Raw genomic sequence first — 17,907 nt, 5'->3', positions numbered from 1 at the left:
GCCTTCTCGTACGACTGACGGCATGTGGCGACGGGGGCGGGTGGTCGCTGTGGGCGCTGTGCTCTGCGCCCTGCTCATGGCGTCGCACTCCCTGGTGCCGAACGGATTCGGGAACCTCGGCAGTCTCCTGCAGACGTTGCTGCCCTGGTCCGGCCTGGGCGTGGTGGCGCTGGCGGTGCTCGCGTGCGTGCGGCGGTCCGCGCTCGCCGCCGCGGCCGTCCTCCTCCCCGCCGTCCTGTGGTGTTCGCTGTTCGCGGGAGTGCTGGGCGACAAGCGTTCCGAGGGCGGGGATGTGACCGTGGTCAGCCACAATGTCCGGGAGGAGAACTCGGATCCGGGGCGGACGGCACGGGCGTTGGCGGGGTCGGGCGCCGACGTGCTGGCGCTGGAGGAGTTGTCACGGGAGAGCACGTCGGCGTACGAGCGCGAGCTGGCCTCCGCCTACCCTCACTCCGCCGTGCGCGGCGGCATCGGGATCTGGAGCAGGCTTCCGCTTTCGACCGTGGACACGGTGGAGATCATGCCGTGGACGCGTGCCGTGCGTGTCACCGTCGAAACCCCGCGGGGGCCCGTGGCACTGTACGCCGCGCATCTCGCCTCGGTGCGGGTGCTGCCGACCACGGGCTTCGCGACGGCGCAACGCAACAGCGCGGCCGTGAAACTGGCGGAGGCGGTACGGGCGGAGCGGCTGCCCCGGGTGGTCGTGGCCGGTGACTTCAACGGGTCGGCCGACGACTCGGCGCTCAGCACGCTGACGGGGTTCCTGCGGTCGGCGCAGGAGGAGGCGGGGGACGGATTCGGGTTCACCTGGCCCGCGTCGTTCCCGGTGGTGCGGATCGATCACATTCTGGTGAAGGGCGTGACGCCGGTCGCGGCATGGACCCTGCCCGGCACCGGCAGTGATCACCTGCCGGTCGCGGCCTCGCTGCGCCTGTGACCTGCGGCCCTGCCTCCAGCCGACGGTTACGATTCGGCCAATAATGAGCATTTACATTTCGAAAGGGTGACTTCTTGTCTGCATCGCACCTCCAGGTCCCGGCACCGGTGAGGGTCCTGGTCGTCGAGGACGACGCCGTGATCCGTCGCGCCGTCCAGCTGGCTCTGGAGCGTTACGGGTACGAGGTCACCGTCGCGGGTGACGGGCTCGACGGGCTGGAGGCGTTCCGGGCCGGCCGGCACGATCTGCTGATCCTCGACGTGATGTTGCCGGGCCTGGACGGCATCGGGCTGTGCCGTCGCATCCGTGAGGAGAGCCTCGTACCGGTGCTGATGATGTCGGCGCGCGGCGACGCCCTCGATGTCGTGTCCGGGCTGGAGGCCGGGGCGGACGACTACGTCGTCAAGCCCGTCGACATCGGGATCCTGGTCGCCCGGATCCGAACGCTGCTGCGGCGGGCCACCTTCCGGCCGGCGCCGGACCCGGCTCAGGCGGCGGGGGCCGACGGCGCCGCCGCGGTGCCGGGCCGTCCGCTCGTCTTCGGCGACCTGACCATCGATCTCCTCGGACTGGAGGTGTACCGGGACGGCAGACCTGTCCTGCTCTCCCCCACCGAGCTGCGGCTCCTGCTGGCGTTCGCGGAGAACCCGGGCAGGGTGCTGGACCGGCGGAGACTGCTGCACGACGTCTGGGACTACGGCTGGGAGGGCGACACCCGCGTCGTCGACGTGTGCGTGGTGCGGTTGCGGAAGAAGATCGGCGCCGACCGCATCGAGACCGTACGGGGCTTCGGCTACAAGCTCCTGCGGACCTGAGGGCGGCGGCCATGGGGTTCCTCAACCTCCGCGCGTTGCGCTGGAAGGTCGCGGCGCTGACCGCGGCCGCCTGCTGCGCGGTCGCCGCCGTGGTCGGACTGCTCGTCCACCGGGCGACGGCGGAACACGGACGGCGAGCGGGCGACGAGCGGGTCTCCGCGCAACTGTGGCTCGCGCAGCAGGAGTTCGACCGCACCGGCAAGAGGCCCGAGGCCGCCTCGCTCATGACGCCGGACGAGCTGCCCGAGCCGCTGGCGCGCAAGCTGGCGGAGCAGCAGCAGACCGATGCCTTCGCCATCTGGTACGACGTGAAAGAGCCCAACTGGTACTGGCTGTGGGCCGCCGCGCCCGTCGAGGGGGGCCGGGTGCTCACTGTACGCACGGACATGAGCGCCGAGGTACGCAGCCTGCAGCTCCTGGACCGCAGCATCGTCAAGGCGGTGCTGGCCGCGCTCCTCGTGGTCGTCCCGCTCGCCGCGCTGGCCACCGAGCCGATGAACCGGCGGCTGCGTCACGGGGCGCGCACCGCGCGCAGGATCGCCGACGGTGATCTCGATGCCCGGATCGGACGCCGGGGCCGGGCCCGTGACGAGATCACCGAGATGTCCGCCGCGATGGACGCGATGGCCGGCGCACTTCAGCTGCGGCTGGACGCCGAGAAGCGGTTCACCGCGGATGTGGCGCACGAACTGCGTACTCCCCTGATGGGACTGCTCACCTCGGCCGGTCTCCTCGCCGCCGACGACGAGGCGGCGGACCTGGTGCGGGAGCGGGTGGAGACCCTGCGCCGGCTGGTCGAGGACCTGTTGGAGGTCTCCCGCCTGGACGCCGGAGCGGAGCAGGCGCGGCTTGACGAAGTGCCCTTGGGCGAGCTGGTCACCGATGTGATCCGGCGCGGGAGCCGGGCCGACGGTACGCAGGTGCTGGTCGACGGTGCGAACGTGGTGCGTACCGATCCGCGCCGTCTGGAGCGCATCGTCAGCAACCTCGTTTCCAACGCGCACCGGCACGGAGCGGCGCCCGTGACGGTCACGGTGACAGGCGCACGGATCGTCGTGCGCGACCACGGACCCGGCTTTCCCTCCGGGCTGCTGGCCGCCGGACCGCAGCGGTTCCGGACAGGGGCCACCGGCCGTGGGCACGGGCTCGGGCTGACCATCGCGCTCGGGCAGGCCGCAGTGCTCGGTGCGCGGCTGGACTTCGCCAACGCGGACGACGGGGGCGCGCAGGCCACGCTGGAGCTGGAGCGGCCTCCGGAACTGGCCCGGCGCGCTCTTGCCCGGTAGGGGGAGCCACGTCGGCTGCGGCGACGGTGACCGTGCCGACCTCTCGTCCGGCGTCCGGCGGGTGCCGCCGTTGGCTGCTGCCGGGCGAGCGTTCGGGCGGGCCTGGCGGCCTCTGGGCTCTGCGCTGCCTGGTCGCAGTGCGTCCGGCCCGCTCGCCCGGCACGCGTCGGCCACGTCGATGTCGGCCGCGTCGATGTCGTCGCCGGACTGTTCGGCGTAGCCGGCGAAGTGCCGGTGGTCTGCGCGTTCGTCGTACGGGTGGGGCCGTGGGGGCTGTCGACCTGCTCCTGGTGGCCGTGGTCGGCGGCGGCCCGGTGGTTAGCCGCGGGTTCGGGATCGGTCGCCGTGCTCGGACACGGGCCACAGCGGTTGAGCGCTTCAGTGGGAGGGTTCCGCCCCGCTGAAGCGCTCAACCGTGTTCGCCGGTGCGTCAGGCCGGTTCGACAGGCAGCCACAGCTCGCAGGTCGCCGTGGTGAAGTCGTCCGCGCGCTCAAGGATCGCGACGATCGAGGGGCCCGGTCGCAGCCGCCACGGATTGGAGGGGAACCACTCGGCAGCGGTCGCCGCCCAGGTCGTCTGCAGGGCCTGCGGATGCGGTCCGCTGGTACGGAAGACCGCCCACCTCCCGGGCGGCACCTCGATGGTGTCGAGGTCGTCCGGGGCCGGTGTGCCGTGGGTGAGTGCCACTCCGTGCAGGTAGGTCAGTTCGCTGCCTTCCCCGGCGTCGGGGTCGAGGTCGTCGGAGACCTGGAGCAGACCTTCCGGTTCGGTGTCGCTCAGAGCCTTCAGCCGCAGGTGTTCCTCGTGGGGCAGTGCGGCGATGTGCCGCTGGATGTGGGGATTGACGCCTTGGTGGATGAGCGGGACCCGGGCTGCGTGTCCGACGAGCCGGAACGCGGGTCGGTCGATGATGCGGGTGTCCATGGAATTGCTCCCTTCAACGGTCAGGCGGAACCTGAGCTGGGGTTGTGTGCGCAGGGGGCCTCCGTCGCGGCGCACGTCACCGGGGCCGGCGCCGTGGACCGACCGGAACGCGCGTCCGAACGCCTCGCTGGAGCCGTATCCGTGCCGGACGGCGATGCTCAGCAGATCGTCCTTGCCCTGGACGACGTCGGCGGCGGCAACGGTCATGCGCCGTCGGCGCACGTACTCCGACAGCGGCATGCCTGCCAGCGACGAGAACATCCGGCGCAGGTGGTAGTCGGTCGTGCCGAGCGCCGCTGCCAGCCCTCGGATGTCGAGTTCCTCCGCGAGGTGCTCCTCGACGAGGTCGACCAACTGGTTGAGTGCTGAGATCACGGGGCCTCCCTTTCGACGTCAACTCTGGCAGCGGTCACCCCGGCCGTACCCGACCGTTGCGAACCGATCCGGTCATGCGCCCGGGCTCCAGACGTGCATCCGTTCCCGCTCAGTGCGCCGGCTCGTCCGCGCGCCCGCTACTCGTTCATTCGCCATCGGAAGAGTGCCGTCACAGGGCCGGTCGAGGGGGCGCGGCCGGTGTCCCCGCTGGCTGCGAGGTGACCGGTACGCCGCGATGGACAGACTGTCCGTCGGCCTCCGGTAGGTTGCGGTGCGAACCCCGTCCCCCGTGGATTCCTGTGCGAGAGGTGCGATGTGCGTACGTTGGAAGCAGGCGAGGTCCCGCCTCACCTGGCTGCTTCGTACTCCACGGGCTTCGGCGAGGAGGGGAGAGCCTGGATCGCCGGGCTGCCGGCTCTCGCGACGAGCATGCTGGAACGCTGGGACCTGGAACGGGACGGCACCGCGAGAGCCGGAGAAGCCGCACTGGTAGTGCCGGTGGTGCGTCCCGACGGTATGCCCGTGGTCCTGAGACTCCAGCTGCCCCGGCAGGAGACCGCCGCCGCGCTGATCGGCCTCCGCACCTGGAACGGCGAGGGGATGGTGCGGCTGCTCGATCATGATCCTGTGAGCAGCAGCATGCTCCTCGAGCGCCTGAACGGGGCCCGCACGCTGGCCTCGGTCAACGACGACGACGTGGCGATGAGCACCCTCGCGGAACTGCACGCGCGGCTGATCGCCGTCCCCGCGCCGCAGGGACTGCGCGGTCTCGGCGACATCGCCTCCGAGATGCTGGATCAGGTCCCCCACGCGAGCAGCAGGCTGGCCGACCCGGCCGACCGTCAGCACCTGCGCAGTTGGGCGTCGGCGGTGACCGAATTGGCCGGTGAGCCCGGGGACCGGCTGTTGCACTGGGACCTGCACTACGACAACGTTCTCGCCGCGCAGCGCGAGCCGTGGATCGCCATCGATCCCGAGCCGCTCGTCGGCGACCCGGGATTCGATCTGTGGCCCGCCCTGAACAGCAGGTGGGACGACGTCGTGGCGCAGGGCGACACCCTGCGCACCGTGCGGCGCCGCTTCGACCTGCTCACCGATGTCCTCGGCCTGGATCGCGCACGTGCGACGGGCTGGACCATGGGACGGCTGCTGCAGAACGCACTCTGGGACATCGACGACGGAGAGACCCGGCTCGCTCCGTCCTCCCTCGCGATCGCGGACTCGCTGCCCACCCGGTGACCTCCGTGGGTCGTCGCGATGCGGTACGCGTGCCGGGTGGCCGTGGAAGCGGACGTACGGTGATCCCCCCTCACCGGGTGCGCAGGGCTCACCGGGTGCGCAGGGCGCGGGTGGCGGCGTGGACGTGCTCGTCGCGCATCGGCTCAGGTCGCGCAGCGGTGTTACGGGACGGACGGTGGGGGGCGGGCCGTTCACCGGGGCCGCCTTCGTCGTCGGGATGGACGGTCGTTCTCGGTGACGGGGCGGGACGTACGGGCACTGTTCGGCTCGAACGACCGGAACGCCACGGCGGAGGCACCCACGAACCGGCAGGACCACGCGATGGAGGATCTGCGGGCGAAGGACATGACCCGCAGCGCCAAGGGCACCGTGGAGGTCCCGGGCCGCAAGGTGCAGGCCACGTCAGGGCTGAACCGGCCGGTCCTGGGCATCGGCGCGGCCGTCGACATCAAGCACCGGTCCAGTGCGCCCCGGGTGGCCGCCACGCGTCGCTCCTCCCGTTGGCGATCAGGTCCGCCCCGTGCCGGGGAGGGCACGGTGTGGCAGCGGGGGCTGTCACGACAGCGCGAACGTGCCGCACTCGGCCTCGTGACCGGCCCAGGTTCCAGGTTCCAGGTGGATGGTGCCGGCGCCTTCCGGGCACGACCATGAGACGGGGCACCGGCCCAGGCGTGGCCGCATGGGGCCGGGCAGCCCGCGCGGAGACCGGCTCAGCCCCAGAACTCCCGCAGGGCCGCGTTGACGAGAGCGGGCTCCTGGGTGTGCGGGTAGTACCCGGGGACCCGCAGGAGCCGGCCATCGAGTGATTCGGTGAGGGACTCGGCCACGGCGGTGAGGGGCAGCCCCACGTGTTCGCGGTACGCGGCCGGCGCGTGCTCCCAGGTCCCGCAGATCACCAGGACCGGCAGGGCGGCGTTCCGGATCGCCTCCAGCGGGATGTCGGCCTCCCAGACGGGACGCTCCCTCATGGAGGTGGCGACGGCACGGAGCCGGCGGGGCGTGGGCTCGGGCATGTCCATCCCCAGCCCTTCGGTGGACGCCCGCAGGTACTGCTCCGGCGTGACGCCCTCCGGGATGCCCGGCGCGCCGTCGCGCACCCGGTCGAGCAGGCCGGCGACGACGGGGTGATGCGCCGCGGCAGTGAAGGCGGAGGGCTGGATGAGGGCGAGGGAACGGACGAGGCCGGGCCGGCGTGCGGCGGCGATGAGCGCGGCGACGGCGCCGTTCCCGTGCCCCACGAGATGAGCGCCGCCCGGACCGGCGGTGAGCACCTCGTCGCCGAGAACCGCCACGGCGTCCTCGGCGTCGACCTCGAAGTCGCTGCGTGCGGTGTCGGGACTGTCGCCGTAACCCCGGCGGTCCATCAGGAGGAGTCGCCGGCTGTCGGCGAGGGGTCGCTGCGCGGCGAACCCGTACGCGGGGTCGCTGCCCCAGGTGAAGATGTTGTGGACGAACAGGGCCGGGGCGGCGGCCGTCGTGGCCACCTGGACCGTCGGAGCCGTCCGGGCCCGGCTGCCCGTCGCCCCCTCGCGGTCGTCCCACACGGTCACGTGCACGGCCATTACGCGCCCTGCCGAAGCCGAGGAACGCCGAACAGCCGGTCCAGGTGCGCGTCGATCGCGGCGAGCGCGTCCCGGGGCGCGATCACGTCGAGTTCGATCAGGGGGGTGAAGCCGGTGAGGGCGAGGAGCAGGTTGGTCTCGACCGCCGGGTCGCGGCCGGAGTCGATGTGCCCGTCGGCGATCGCCTGACGGACCAACTGCTCGACGAGGGCCCGCCCTTGGACGAGGCCGCGGCGCGCCTGCTCGTGCACGGCCTGGTCGTGCAGCGCCTCCAGGACGTAGGCGGCGCTCATCCGGCTCGTCGCGCGGGCGTCGGCGTGCAGGGGGAGCATCTCCGCGAGCGTCACTCGCAGCACGTCCCGGGGGTGCGGACGGTCCCCGAGCTTTTCGAGCCCCTGGCGCACGCGCACCGAGGTCTGCTCGGACGCGAAGTCCATGGCGAACGAGAGCATGGCGGTCCGGGACGCGAAGTAGTGCTGCAACTGACCGAGCGACATGCCCGCCTCCTGCGCCACCACGCGCATCGTCAGTTGTGTGACGCCGCGCTGCTCCACCACCCGCCACAGCGCGCGGGCGATCGCTTCGCGGCGGCTGCGGTGATCCACCTGTTTGGGCATCGCCGGCCCCTTCCTGATGGCCGAGAACTTTTCCAATACGGTTGACATAGTACACCTGACCCATAACCGTGGGGCCCACCCGAGGGAAGGATTCGTCATGTCCGAGCAACCGAAGGTGCGGACCACGGAAGGCGTGGTGCAGGGACGTCGGCGGCAGGGGCACGCGGTGTTCCGCGGCATCCCCTACGCCCGGCCCCCGGTCGGGGCGCTCCGCTTCGCCGCGCCCGCGCCGCCGCACCGCTGGGAGGGGACGCGGCAGGCGGTCGAGTTCGGCCCCGTGGTGCCGCTGTCCCTGCCGATCGACGTGTCCCCGCAGGGCACCGACTGGCTGACGCTCGACGTCGGCACTCCGGACCCCGGGGCGGCGGGGCTGCCGGTGCTGGTGTGGATCCCCGTGGGCGGCTACCTCTCGGCGGTGTCGAGCGACCCGATGTACGACCCGGCGGCGCTGGCCGGGGCGGGAGTCGTCGTGGTCACCGTCAACTGCCGGGTGGGCGCGGAGGGTTTCGCGTTCCTCGACGACGCGCCGCCCAACCGCGGGTTCCTCGACCAGATCGCGGCGCTGGAGTGGGTGCAGCGCAACATCGCCGCCTTCGGGGGCGATCCCGGCCGGGTCACCGTGGGCGGGCTGTCCGCCGGGGCGGGCTCGGTCGCCGCCCTGCTGACGATGGAGTCCGCGCGCGGCCTGTTCCGGCGGGCCGTCGCCCATTCCGTGCCGGGGCTGTACAGCACCCCCGCGCTGGCACGAGAGGTCACCGCCACCTTCGCGGGCCGGCTCGGCGCGGCCCCCAGCGCCGAGGCCCTGCGCGACATCGACCCGTGGCGCCTGGCCGCCGAACTCACCTCCTTCAACGCCGGCCTGCACGCGCACCGGGAGAGCTGGGGACGCCTCACGGAGACCGGCACCGCGCTGTGCCCCGTCGTCGACGGCGAGGTCCTCCCGGAAACGCCCTGGTCGGCGCTGACCGGCGCCCGGGCGCGCGGGACCGAACTGCTCGTCGGTCACGCCCGGGACGAGTTCCGGTACTTCAGCGTCGTGAGCGGGCGGTACGGCACCTTCACCGAGGAGGACGCGGACGGGGCCCTGGAACTGCTCGCCCCGGGACCGGACGGCGCGCGGGCCTACCGTGCCGCGTTCCCGCAGGCGGGCCCGGAGGAGCTGGTGGAGACGGTGTACTCCGACGCCCTGTTCCGCATGCCGTCACAGAAGCTGGCCGAGGCGAACGCCGCGGCCGGCGGCACCTCGTACCTCTTCGAACTGTGCTGGTCCGCCCCGGTCCTCGGCGGCATCCTGGGCGCCTGCCACAGCCTCGACCTGCCCCTGGCGTTCGGCACGCTGGACAGCCCCGTCGGCGTCCAGCTCGTCGGCGAGGAGCCTCCTCCCGAGGCCGTCGCGCTCTCCCGCGAACTCCAGGACTCATGGGTTCGCTTCATCACCACCGGCGACGCGGGCTGGCCGGCCCACCGGCCCGGCGGCCGCCTCACCCGCGTCCTGGACGCCGAGTCGAAGACTCTGCCCCACCCCGAACGCGCGTCCCTCCAGATCTGGGAGGGCCACTCCCCCACCCCCTTCGATCATTCGTCATCGCCCGGTTCGGCTCCTTCGTCTCCTTCGGCTGCGACGCCGCCACCCTCCTGCCCGTCGGGGACGGTGTGAACTGGCGTACAGCCAGGCGACAAAGGCGTTGATCCAGCCGCCGCACGACACTCGTCACCGCGCTTCGGGACATCGTCAGAAGCCGAGCCCGCAGGCGTGTTAGCTTCAGCGCTGTGTCCGCACGACCAGCGGACACCTTTTCTGTCTGGGGGATACATGCGCGTCATTCGGTTGGCTCTCGTCAGCTCACTCGCGGCGGCCTCGCTCGTCGGATCGTCCTTCACCATGGCGGGCGCGGAGCAGCTCCCTGCCCCGAAGCCGAGCCCCGTGGTCGAAACCGCGCCCAGCGTCGAAGGCTCCCCTTCCGCCGCGGCCGCGCCCATCGGTCTCTTCGTGACGACCGGCGACAAGGTCCACTACTCGACCTCGAAGCCGGGGTCTCCCGCGGCGATGTCCGGTCACGGCTGGTGGATCAAGGGGACGACCAAGGCCACCAAGGCCAACATCTCCATCTGGCTCGAGGTGAAGTCCGGGAAGGGCTGGCGCGTGGTCGGCTCGGGCGTGAAGAAGAACGCGTACCCCGGCGGTGGCAGCAAGGGACGGGCGACGGCACGCATGGTGTGCGCCCAGGGCCCGGTCGTTCCGGGTACGAAGTGGACGTACCGCACCCGGATCGACGTTGACCTCATCGGGCACGCCGACAGCAACGAGCAGGCCGTGACGGCGCCGCAGTCGTACCCCTGCCTGCCCCAGGTCTAGTCGGTGGGTGACTCCTGTGACCGGTATGGAATCGACGCTGATCGTCAGCCTCACGGGCTCGATCGAGCTTCACGAGTGGGCCGACCGGCTGTACGCGGACGGCCGGGACGACGACGCGTTCAGCCTGATCGTCAGACAGGGCGTCATGCACGGCCTGACGGAGTTCCACGGGTCGAAGGGATCGCCCCGGGTCAGCTGGAGCCATCACGATGCGGGCGACTCGTGGACCGGAAGCTCCGACGCACCCGAACTGATCTGGTTGCAGGTCGACACTGCCGAATCGGCACCGGGCAGACTTCCGCTGCAGCCGATCGGGGCCCTGCTCGACCGGGTCCTCAGGAAGGTCGGCACACCGCGGATCGATGAGGGCGACTTCCTCATCCCGCTGGGCCGGTTCCCCCGTGACCCGATGGAGTTCGCCTACGACCGCGACTGGTTCGAGTTCTCCGACCCGGACCGGTCGAAAGTGACCGGCATCGAGCTGTACGCCTCGGCCGGCGAGGGCGGCGGGAGTACGGACGTGGCCGCCGTGGCCGCGACGGCCCAGGCATGGCTCGGTGACGCAGCCGTACTGGCAGTAAGCGACCGGCCCGCCCCGGGGCCGGTCGCGTTCCGAGGATCTCCCTACGTACCGCTGGAGTTCCTCGGCCAGGTCGACTGCACGGTCCGCGAGTGGTCGATCGAGGCACTGGCCTGGCTGACCGAAGTCCTCGGCTGGGCGATGTCGAGTGCGGGGTGCGGGGGCCACGGGCTCGTGCGGCTGCGCAGACAGCCCACCGCACGCGCCTGAACGGCCCGGGCCCCGTGGTTCCCCTCCCTCCCTGGGGAGGGGAACCACGGGGCACTTCCGTTCACCGCCCCTCTGCCCGCCTGGGCTGCCGCGCCCCTGCCGTGCCGCCCTTCGTTCCTGCCCTTCGCGCTGGCGGCACCGGGGGCCGCGGTCGCCGTCGTGATTCTGCCGCGATGTCGCGGCCGTACGCGTCCTGGGATTCCGGCCTCCGGCCCGAACGCACGGCGCCGGCCTGGCGGCGCAGTCTGCCGGCGACCGCCGTGGGGCGGTCGCGCTGTCCCGTCCGGCCGTCCGGCACAGCGTCGCGCTGTGCGCGTTGACGCCGACGGCCGCGCTTCCGCCGCTGCTCGCGCTCGCCCGGCTCGCCGCCGTGCGTGCGGTGCGCACCGAGCGGTGCCCGCGGGCCGGCGCCCGCCGGCGCTGACCGTACCGATGTGTCCGCCGGGCGTGCCGGCGCTGTGCTTCGTGTACGGCACACGGTCGTGGTCGGTGGGTGCCACGGGCACGTGAGCGAGCCGCTGGAGGGCGCCGCCGCCCTGCCGGCCGACGGCAGGCGGAACGTCACGCTCGTCGGCGTCCGCGTTCCGGGCCCGGCGGGGAAGGGTGGATCGGCGGTGGGAACCGGGATCGTGGCACGTGGTGGTCGCGCGCGGTCCGACATCCGTCGGCCGTGGCGGGCAGCCATTCCGTACGAGCCGATACGGAGGACCCCATGACCTCAACACACCTTCCCCTGCGTACACTTGGGCAGCGCGCCCTCCTTCTCACCACCGCGGCCCTGCCGTTGACCGGCTGGACCGTGCACGCCGTCGTCCTGCACAAGCGGCTCGCCGCGACCCGGGTCGACCCGCTCACCGGGCTGTTGCGCCGGGACGCCTACACCGCCCGTGCCCTGCGGGTCCTGCGGCGTCACGGAGACGGCACCGCGGTGGTGCTGGTCGACGTGGATCACTTCAAGTCCGTCAACGACAACTTCGGGCACGCGGCCGGGGACGCCGTCCTGGCCGCCTTCGGGGCGCGACTCTCCGCGTGGGCGGGCCCGCACGCCTCGGCGGGCAGGCTCGGGGGTGACGAGTTCGCCGTCGTGCTTCCGCTGGCCGCCGCCCGCCGCGAGGAGCGCCTGGGGCAGTTGATGCGCATGCTGTGCACCCCGGTGCGGTTGGAGGACGGGCGCACGGTCCTCGTCGGCGCGTCCGTCGGCGCAGCGACTCCGGACGCGGTGGGGACCCGGGACCTGTCCGCGCTGCAACGGGCAGCCGACGCCGCGATGTACGACGGCAAGCACTCCGGCCGCGTGTGCCTGGCCACGCTCGCCCACGCCGCCGCACCGTCGGTCAACGGCCGCCGGGCGGGCCGCCCCGGCACGCATCAGTGGGGGCGAGCCGCCTGAACTCCCCCACGGGTCCCGGCGCGGGGCTTCGGTGCACGAGCCGAGTCCCCCCTGGCCTCGGCAGTGGCGGGTGAGGCCGCCGGGGCGTCCCGGCGACCACGTCCTGGACCCGCGTGTCGCGGCGGTGTCGCTGGGCCTGGACCCGTCGGGCCTGGCGAACGGGGCGGAGATCAGGAGGCGGGCACGGGCGGCGCGAGGGGGGCCGGTACCGGCGCTGTCGGTCGACGTCGGCCCGGCGGGGGGCCGGTGCCGGGTCCGTCGGCGCCCGTCGTCCTGCTCGGCGCGGCCGTGCTGAGCAGGAAGGGCTTCGGGGTGCTGCTCGTCCTCGGGTACGGGCTGCTGGGCACGGCCGCCGCCCTCACCACCGCCGGACTGCTGCTCGCCGGGGGGCGGCAACCGGCTCGCCGCCGTCGGGGAACGGCACCTGCCGCTGCTCCGCCGTTTCACTCCGTACGGCGGCCTGCTGACCGCGCCGGTCGTCCTGACGGCCGGTCTGGGCCTGGTCGTGCGCAGCCCGTTGCCCCGGTAGCCGTGCACGGGGACGGTTACAGCGGCGGGACCAGGCGCTCCACCGCCGAACAGGCGGCGGACAGGGCCTGGCGCCGGTCGGTGCCGCGCTGGCCCAGGACCACCCGGGTGCTCAACCCGTCGAGCAGAGCGAGGAGTTCCGAAGCGCGGGCCGCGACGTCCGCGACGGGGGCGAAACGGCCGCGGGCCACTCCCGCGGTGAGAATGCGTTCGAGGTCGTCCTGCCAGCCCCGGTCCATCTCCTCCTGGGCCCGGCGCAGCGGTTCGTTGGCGGGCGCTCTCGCCCAGAGCTCGATCCACAGCATCCAGCGGGGGTCGCGGGCGCCGCGCGGCAGGTACAGCTCCAGGAACTGGTCGAGTTTGCGTTCGGCGGCGGTCCGCCGGGCGAGGAGGGCGGCGCGCTCCTCGCCGAGCGCCGCCTCGCTCCACCGGAGGGCCTCCAGGAGCAGCAAGTCCTTGCTGCCGAAGTAGTACAGGATGTGGCCGCCACTGGTGCCCAGCCGGTCGGCGAGCGCGGACATGGTCAGCGCGGCCAGCCCGTCCTCGGCGATCGCCGCCATGGCCTCTTCGAGCATCCGGTCCTGAGCCACCAGCCCGCTGCGCCTGCGTGCCGCGCCTGCCACCCCTGCCGCCTTCGTGATCGCCCTGCCGGCAGCCGTCCGGGCCGCGGGCCGGATTACCGGCCGGGTCCCGGGCCGGCGCTTCCGTCGTCGTCCGTCGCTGTCCGCTCTCGACCCTAACGCGTTTTCCGACGGCGGTTCATGGGCGGGTCTTGACGGCGCGCACCGCGTCCCCCATCTTGAATGACGTTCTACTTTCTAGAACGGCATTCAAAATCCGGCACAAGGGGCGAGGTGCGCGCATGGCGCAGCAACAGACGGCCGCAGGGCGGGGCGCAGCCGGTGCGGCAGGACGGAACGCCCCCGGGCCGGCCGCCCGGGACGCCGTGTTCCAGGTCGAGCAGCGGGGCATCGAGCCCGTCCCGGAGGAAGAGCGGCACGGCAGCCCCAAGGACCTCTTCTGGCTCTGGTTCGGCTCCAACCTCACCTTCACCTATGTCATCAACGGGGCCCTGGCGGTCGCCTTCGGACTGTCCTTCTGGCAGGCCACCGCCGTCATCGTGATCGGCGGGCTGTCCTTCTTCGTCATCAGCGCGGCGGGCCTCAGCGGCATCCGCACCGGCACCGCGACCCTGGTCGTCTCCCGCGCCGCCTTCGGGATGCGGGGCAACTTCCCGGCGGGGGTGCTCAATTGGGTGGTGAGCATCGGTTACACGGTGGTGAACACCGTGGTGGGCACGCTCGCCCTGGAGGCCCTCTTCGCCGAGCTGGGCCTGCCCGGCGGGCACACCGCCCGCGCCGTGGCGCTGGCGGTCACGCTGGCGCTCACCTTCGTGGTCGCGATGTGGGGGCACGCCACCGTCCAATTCGCCGAACGCTGGATGGCGTACGTCCTGGCGGTGGGCTTCGCCGCGCTGCTGGCCTTCCTGCTGCCCGGCGCGGACACCTCGGCGCCGGGCACCGGACCGGGGATCTCGGCGTGGAGCCTGGCCTTCGTGGTCGTGCTGGCCGGGCCGTTCTCGTACCTGCCGATGCCCGCCGACTACACCCGCTACCTGCCCCGCACCACATCGCTGCGCTCGCTCACCTGGAGCGGCGCCCTCGGCGGGCTGCTGTCCTCGGTCGCCCTGGGCGTGGCCGGGGCCGCCGCCGCGACCCGCACCGACATGAGCGACAGCGTGGCGGGGGCGGAGGGGCTGCTGCCGGGCTGGTTCCAGCCGCTGTTCCTCGTTCTGGTGCTGGGCGGTTCGGTCACCAACTCGATCGTCACGCTGTACTCCTCCAGCCTCAACCTCCAGGTCCTCGGCATTCCGTGGACCCGGGCCAGGACCATCCTGATCAGTGCCGGCGTCACGGCGCTGGGCTCCCTCGGCGCGTTGTTCCTCACCGACTTCACCGAGTCGCTGCTGTCCTTCCTGTCGCTGCTGATCATCGTCTTCGCGCCGTGGGGCGGCGTCTTCCTCGCGGACATGCTGCTGCGCCGCTGCACGTACGACACCGAAGCGCTCCACTCGGGCGGCGACCGCGCCTACTGGTACCGGGGCGGCGTCCACCTCCCCGGTGTGGCCGCCCTGGCCGCCGGAATCCTGTTCGGGGCGCTGACCTGCGACTCCGAGCTGTGGACCGGGCCGCTGGTGGCCCCGCTCGGCGGGGCCGACCTCTCCCTGCTGGGCTCGGTCGTCGCCGGCTCCCTCTACTGGCTGCTCGCCCGGCGCACGGTGCGTCCGGTCCCCGCCGCCCTCTGACCTCTCTCCCCCACCGACCCCAGGAGTTCCTTCCCATGACCCGCACCGCCCCCGCCGATCTCGTCCTCGTCGGCGGCCGTCTGCACACCGTCGACCCCGGCCGCCCGGAGGCCGAGGCCCTCGCCGTGCGCGACGGCCGCATCGTGTGGCTCGGCACGACCGAGAAGGCCGCCGCCTGGACCGGTCCGGACACCGAAGTCCTGGACGCCCGGGGCCGGCTCGTCCTGCCGGGGTTCATCGACGCCCACAACCACGTCCGGCTCGGCTCGGACGACGCCTGCGTCCAGTTGGCCGGTGCGGGCACCCTCGACGAGATCCACCGGCGGATCGGCTCCTGGCTCGCGGCCCACCCGGACGCCGCGTGGGTGGAGGCCGAGGCCTTCGACTACTCCGCGATCGAAGGGGGGCGGATGCCGTGCGCCGCCGACCTCGACCCGGTCACCGGCGACGTCCCCGCGTTCGTCCTCAGCTACGACGTGCACACCGCCTGGCTCAACACCGCGGCCCTGCGCCGCCTGGGCGTCGACCGCACCCGCACCAGCCTGCCCTTCGGCGAGGCCGCCACGGACCCCGCGACGGGGGAACCGACCGGATTCATCACGGAGTTCGCCGTCAAGGGGCTCTCGCGCGACGGCCATCGGGCGCTGCGCGCGCTCGGCGTGCCCTGGGCCTGTCAGGACCGTCAGTACGGGCGTCTCGCCAAGAGCCTGGACGACGCCGTCGGCTTCGGCATCACCACCGTCGTGGAGCCGCAGAACTCCCTCGACGACCTGGCCCTGTACGAACGGGCCGCCGCCGAGGGCCGGCTCCGGTCCCGCGTCGTCGCCGCCCTGTTCCACCCCCGGGGCACCACCGCGGCCGACCTGGACGACTTCGCGGCCGCCGCCCGCCGGTACGACGACGACCGGCTGCGGGTGGGGCCCCTCAAGCTGTACATCGACGACGTCGTGGAGCCCCGCACCGCCGCCCTGCTGGAGCCGTACGCGGGCTGCGGGCACCACCGGGGCGAGACGTTCTACCCGCCGGAGGAGTTCGCGGACCTGCTGACCGCGCTCGACGCCCGCGGTTTCCAGTGCTTCGTCCACGCCACCGGGGACCGCGGCATCCGCACCGTCCTGGACGCCGTCGCCCGCGCGCGTACCGTCAACGGGCCCCGGGACGCCCGCCACCAGGTCGTGCACGTCGAGTGCCTCGACCCGCGGGACACCCCGCGCTTCGCCGAGCTGGGCGTGGTCGCCTGCATGCAGCCCCGGCACAGCGCCCCGGAGATCGCCGGGCCGGGCAAGGACTGGGCCGAGAACGTCGGCGCGGACCGCTGGCACAAGGCATGGCCGATGCGCTCCCTGCACGAGGCCGGTGCGGTGCTGGCCTTCTCCAGCGACTGGAACGTGGCCGAGATGGACCCGATGGTCGGCATCTACACGGCCGTCACCCGCCGTCCGCTGGACGGCGGCGAGGCGTGGATGCCGCAGGAGACCGTGGATGTGGAAACCGCGGTGCGCGGCTACACGATGGGCTCGGCGTACGCCAACTTCCTGGAGGGGGAACGCGGTTCGCTCACCGTCGGCAAGCTCGCCGACTTCGTCGTGCTGTCCCGCGACATCCTGCGGACCGCCGACCCCTCGGAGATCCTCGGAACGGTGGCCGAGGTCGTGGTGGTCGGCGGTGAAGTGGTGCACAAGGTCTGACCCGAGGGGGCGCAAGCGGGACGTATCACTCCCAATCCACCGCGTCCCGAAGCGCGTGCGCATCGACCGGAACCGAGTGCTCCGCTCCTGCCTCTTGATCATTGTCAGCCCAACGGACCGGAGGAGAAGACGATGACCCTGATGAACGCCCGCAGTCCCCTGTCCCGGCGCGGGATGCTCACCGTGGGGGCCGGTGCGGTCCTGGCCGGCGCCCTGCCGACGAGCGCCCGGGCTGCCACGACGCGGGGCGAGGAGGCGGTCATCCGCCAGTTGCGGGAGCTGGAGGAGCAGCACGCGGCGCGGCTGGGCGTCTACGCCCAGGACACGGCCACCGGCCGTGTGGTGCGGTACCGCGCGCAGGAGCGTTTCCCCGTCTGCTCGACCTTCAAGACGCTGGCCGCCGCAGCGGTGCTGCACCACCTCGACACGGACGGGCGGTTCCTCGCGAAGCGCGTCCACTACACCGAGAAGGACACCACGGACTCGGGCTACGCACCGGTCACCGCCAAGCCGGAGAACCTCGCCAACGGCATGACCGTGGCCGAACTCTGCGCCGCCACGATCTCCCAGAGCGACAACGCGGCGGGCAACCTGCTCCTGCGCGAGCTGGGCGGCCCGAGCGCGATCACGCGCTACTGCCGCTCGATCGGGGACCGTACGACACGGCTCGACCGGTGGGAGCCCGAGCTCAACTCCGCCGAGCCGGACCGGGTGACGGACACCACCAGCCCGAGCGCCATCGGGCGGACCTACGCGCGTCTGGTCCTCGGCGACGTTCTCACGCCGCCGGACCGCAGGCGGCTCACCGGCTGGCTGAAGGCCACCACCACGGGCGCCGCGAAGTTGCGGGCGGGCCTGCCGGCCGACTGGGTCGTCGCGGACAAGACCGGGGGCGGGAAGTACGGCACCAACCACGACGTGGGCCTCGTGTGGCCTCCCGGGCGCGCTCCCCTCGTCATGGCGGTCCTCACCACCCGGCACGCTCCCGACGCCCTGCCCGACAACGCCCTGATCGCCCGGACGGCCACCCTGCTGTCGAACGCGCTCGCCTGAGCCGGGGCTCCCCCCTTCCGGGGCCGGCCCCCGCCCCGTCG

The 17,907-nt window shown here is 72.7% G+C and carries 16 protein-coding genes; 12 read left to right on the top strand and 4 right to left on the bottom strand.

Annotation, left to right across the window (positions count from 1 at the left end):
• Nucleotides 1–22: 22 nt before the first annotated feature.
• The 3 genes from ACIP93_RS18875 (at nucleotide 23) to ACIP93_RS18865 (ending at nucleotide 3,038) form a co-directional block, all read left to right on the top strand.
• On the top strand, nucleotides 23–937 hold the full coding sequence (locus ACIP93_RS18875) for an endonuclease/exonuclease/phosphatase family protein (protein WP_380837496.1): 915 nt from the start codon (nucleotides 23–25) through the stop codon (nucleotides 935–937).
• Between the two features lie 74 nt (nucleotides 938–1,011).
• The gene (cseB, locus tag ACIP93_RS18870; protein WP_401760333.1) at nucleotides 1,012–1,752 is read left to right on the top strand and encodes a two-component system response regulator CseB; all 741 of its coding nucleotides are present in this window, start codon (nucleotides 1,012–1,014) and stop codon (nucleotides 1,750–1,752) included.
• Nucleotides 1,753–1,763: 11 nt separating this feature from the next.
• Nucleotides 1,764–3,038: a sensor histidine kinase gene (locus ACIP93_RS18865; protein ID WP_401760331.1), complete on the top strand. Its 1,275-nt coding sequence runs from the start codon at nucleotides 1,764–1,766 to the stop codon at nucleotides 3,036–3,038.
• A 430-nt stretch (nucleotides 3,039–3,468) separates the two neighbouring features.
• Here the strand turns inward: ACIP93_RS18865 and ACIP93_RS18860 are convergent, their stop codons facing one another.
• The gene (locus ACIP93_RS18860; protein WP_401760329.1) at nucleotides 3,469–4,338 is read right to left on the bottom strand and encodes a GyrI-like domain-containing protein; all 870 of its coding nucleotides are present in this window, start codon (nucleotides 4,336–4,338) and stop codon (nucleotides 3,469–3,471) included.
• A 315-nt stretch (nucleotides 4,339–4,653) separates the two neighbouring features.
• On the opposite strand from ACIP93_RS18860, the gene ACIP93_RS18855 reads away from it, so the two are divergent.
• Complete coding sequence (locus ACIP93_RS18855; RefSeq protein WP_401760326.1) at nucleotides 4,654–5,577, top strand: aminoglycoside phosphotransferase family protein; 924 nt, start codon at nucleotides 4,654–4,656, stop codon at nucleotides 5,575–5,577.
• A 234-nt stretch (nucleotides 5,578–5,811) separates the two neighbouring features.
• A complete protein-coding gene (locus ACIP93_RS18850) occupies nucleotides 5,812–6,228 on the top strand; it encodes a hypothetical protein (protein ID WP_401760324.1) in 417 nt (138 codons plus the stop codon).
• Nucleotides 6,229–6,287: 59 nt separating this feature from the next.
• Here ACIP93_RS18850 and ACIP93_RS18845 read toward each other — a convergent pair whose 3' ends face one another.
• A complete protein-coding gene (locus ACIP93_RS18845) occupies nucleotides 6,288–7,139 on the bottom strand; it encodes an alpha/beta fold hydrolase (RefSeq protein ID WP_401760322.1) in 852 nt (283 codons plus the stop codon).
• Nucleotides 7,139–7,756, bottom strand: coding sequence for a TetR/AcrR family transcriptional regulator (locus ACIP93_RS18840; protein ID WP_401760319.1), 618 nt, complete (start codon nucleotides 7,754–7,756; stop codon nucleotides 7,139–7,141). Before ACIP93_RS18840 ends, ACIP93_RS18845 begins: the two co-directional genes overlap by 1 nt.
• 97 nt (nucleotides 7,757–7,853) lie before the next feature.
• Here ACIP93_RS18840 and ACIP93_RS18835 point away from each other — a divergent pair, with 97 nt between their 5' ends.
• The 4 genes from ACIP93_RS18835 to ACIP93_RS18820 all read left to right on the top strand — a co-directional run bounded on the left by ACIP93_RS18835 (nucleotide 7,854) and on the right by ACIP93_RS18820 (nucleotide 12,292).
• Complete coding sequence (locus ACIP93_RS18835) at nucleotides 7,854–9,413, top strand: carboxylesterase/lipase family protein (RefSeq protein WP_401760316.1); 1,560 nt, start codon at nucleotides 7,854–7,856, stop codon at nucleotides 9,411–9,413.
• 156 nt (nucleotides 9,414–9,569) lie between these two features.
• A complete protein-coding gene (locus ACIP93_RS18830; protein ID WP_401760313.1) occupies nucleotides 9,570–10,112 on the top strand; it encodes a hypothetical protein in 543 nt (180 codons plus the stop codon).
• A gap of 25 nt (nucleotides 10,113–10,137) precedes the next feature.
• Complete coding sequence (locus tag ACIP93_RS18825; RefSeq protein ID WP_401760311.1) at nucleotides 10,138–10,902, top strand: hypothetical protein; 765 nt, start codon at nucleotides 10,138–10,140, stop codon at nucleotides 10,900–10,902.
• A 712-nt stretch (nucleotides 10,903–11,614) separates the two neighbouring features.
• Complete coding sequence (locus tag ACIP93_RS18820; protein WP_401760308.1) at nucleotides 11,615–12,292, top strand: GGDEF domain-containing protein; 678 nt, start codon at nucleotides 11,615–11,617, stop codon at nucleotides 12,290–12,292.
• 545 nt (nucleotides 12,293–12,837) lie between these two features.
• On the opposite strand, the gene ACIP93_RS18815 is transcribed toward ACIP93_RS18820, so the two are convergent.
• The gene (locus ACIP93_RS18815; RefSeq protein ID WP_401760305.1) at nucleotides 12,838–13,443 is read right to left on the bottom strand and encodes a TetR/AcrR family transcriptional regulator; all 606 of its coding nucleotides are present in this window, start codon (nucleotides 13,441–13,443) and stop codon (nucleotides 12,838–12,840) included.
• Between the two features lie 239 nt (nucleotides 13,444–13,682).
• Here ACIP93_RS18815 and ACIP93_RS18810 point away from each other — a divergent pair, with 239 nt between their 5' ends.
• The 3 genes from ACIP93_RS18810 to bla all read left to right on the top strand — a co-directional run bounded on the left by ACIP93_RS18810 (nucleotide 13,683) and on the right by bla (nucleotide 17,866).
• Nucleotides 13,683–15,125: a purine-cytosine permease family protein gene (locus ACIP93_RS18810; protein WP_401760303.1), complete on the top strand. Its 1,443-nt coding sequence runs from the start codon at nucleotides 13,683–13,685 to the stop codon at nucleotides 15,123–15,125.
• Between the two features lie 35 nt (nucleotides 15,126–15,160).
• Nucleotides 15,161–16,813: an amidohydrolase gene (locus ACIP93_RS18805; protein WP_401760300.1), complete on the top strand. Its 1,653-nt coding sequence runs from the start codon at nucleotides 15,161–15,163 to the stop codon at nucleotides 16,811–16,813.
• Between the two features lie 132 nt (nucleotides 16,814–16,945).
• A complete protein-coding gene (gene bla / locus ACIP93_RS18800) occupies nucleotides 16,946–17,866 on the top strand; it encodes a class A beta-lactamase (protein ID WP_401760297.1) in 921 nt (306 codons plus the stop codon).
• Nucleotides 17,867–17,907 lie beyond the last annotated feature (41 nt).

The sequence above is a fragment of the Streptomyces sp. NPDC088745 genome (assembly GCF_044751045.1).
GTDB lineage: Bacteria > Actinomycetota > Actinomycetes > Streptomycetales > Streptomycetaceae > Streptomyces > Streptomyces cremeus.
This window is presented reverse-complemented; position numbering and strand designations above follow the sequence as displayed.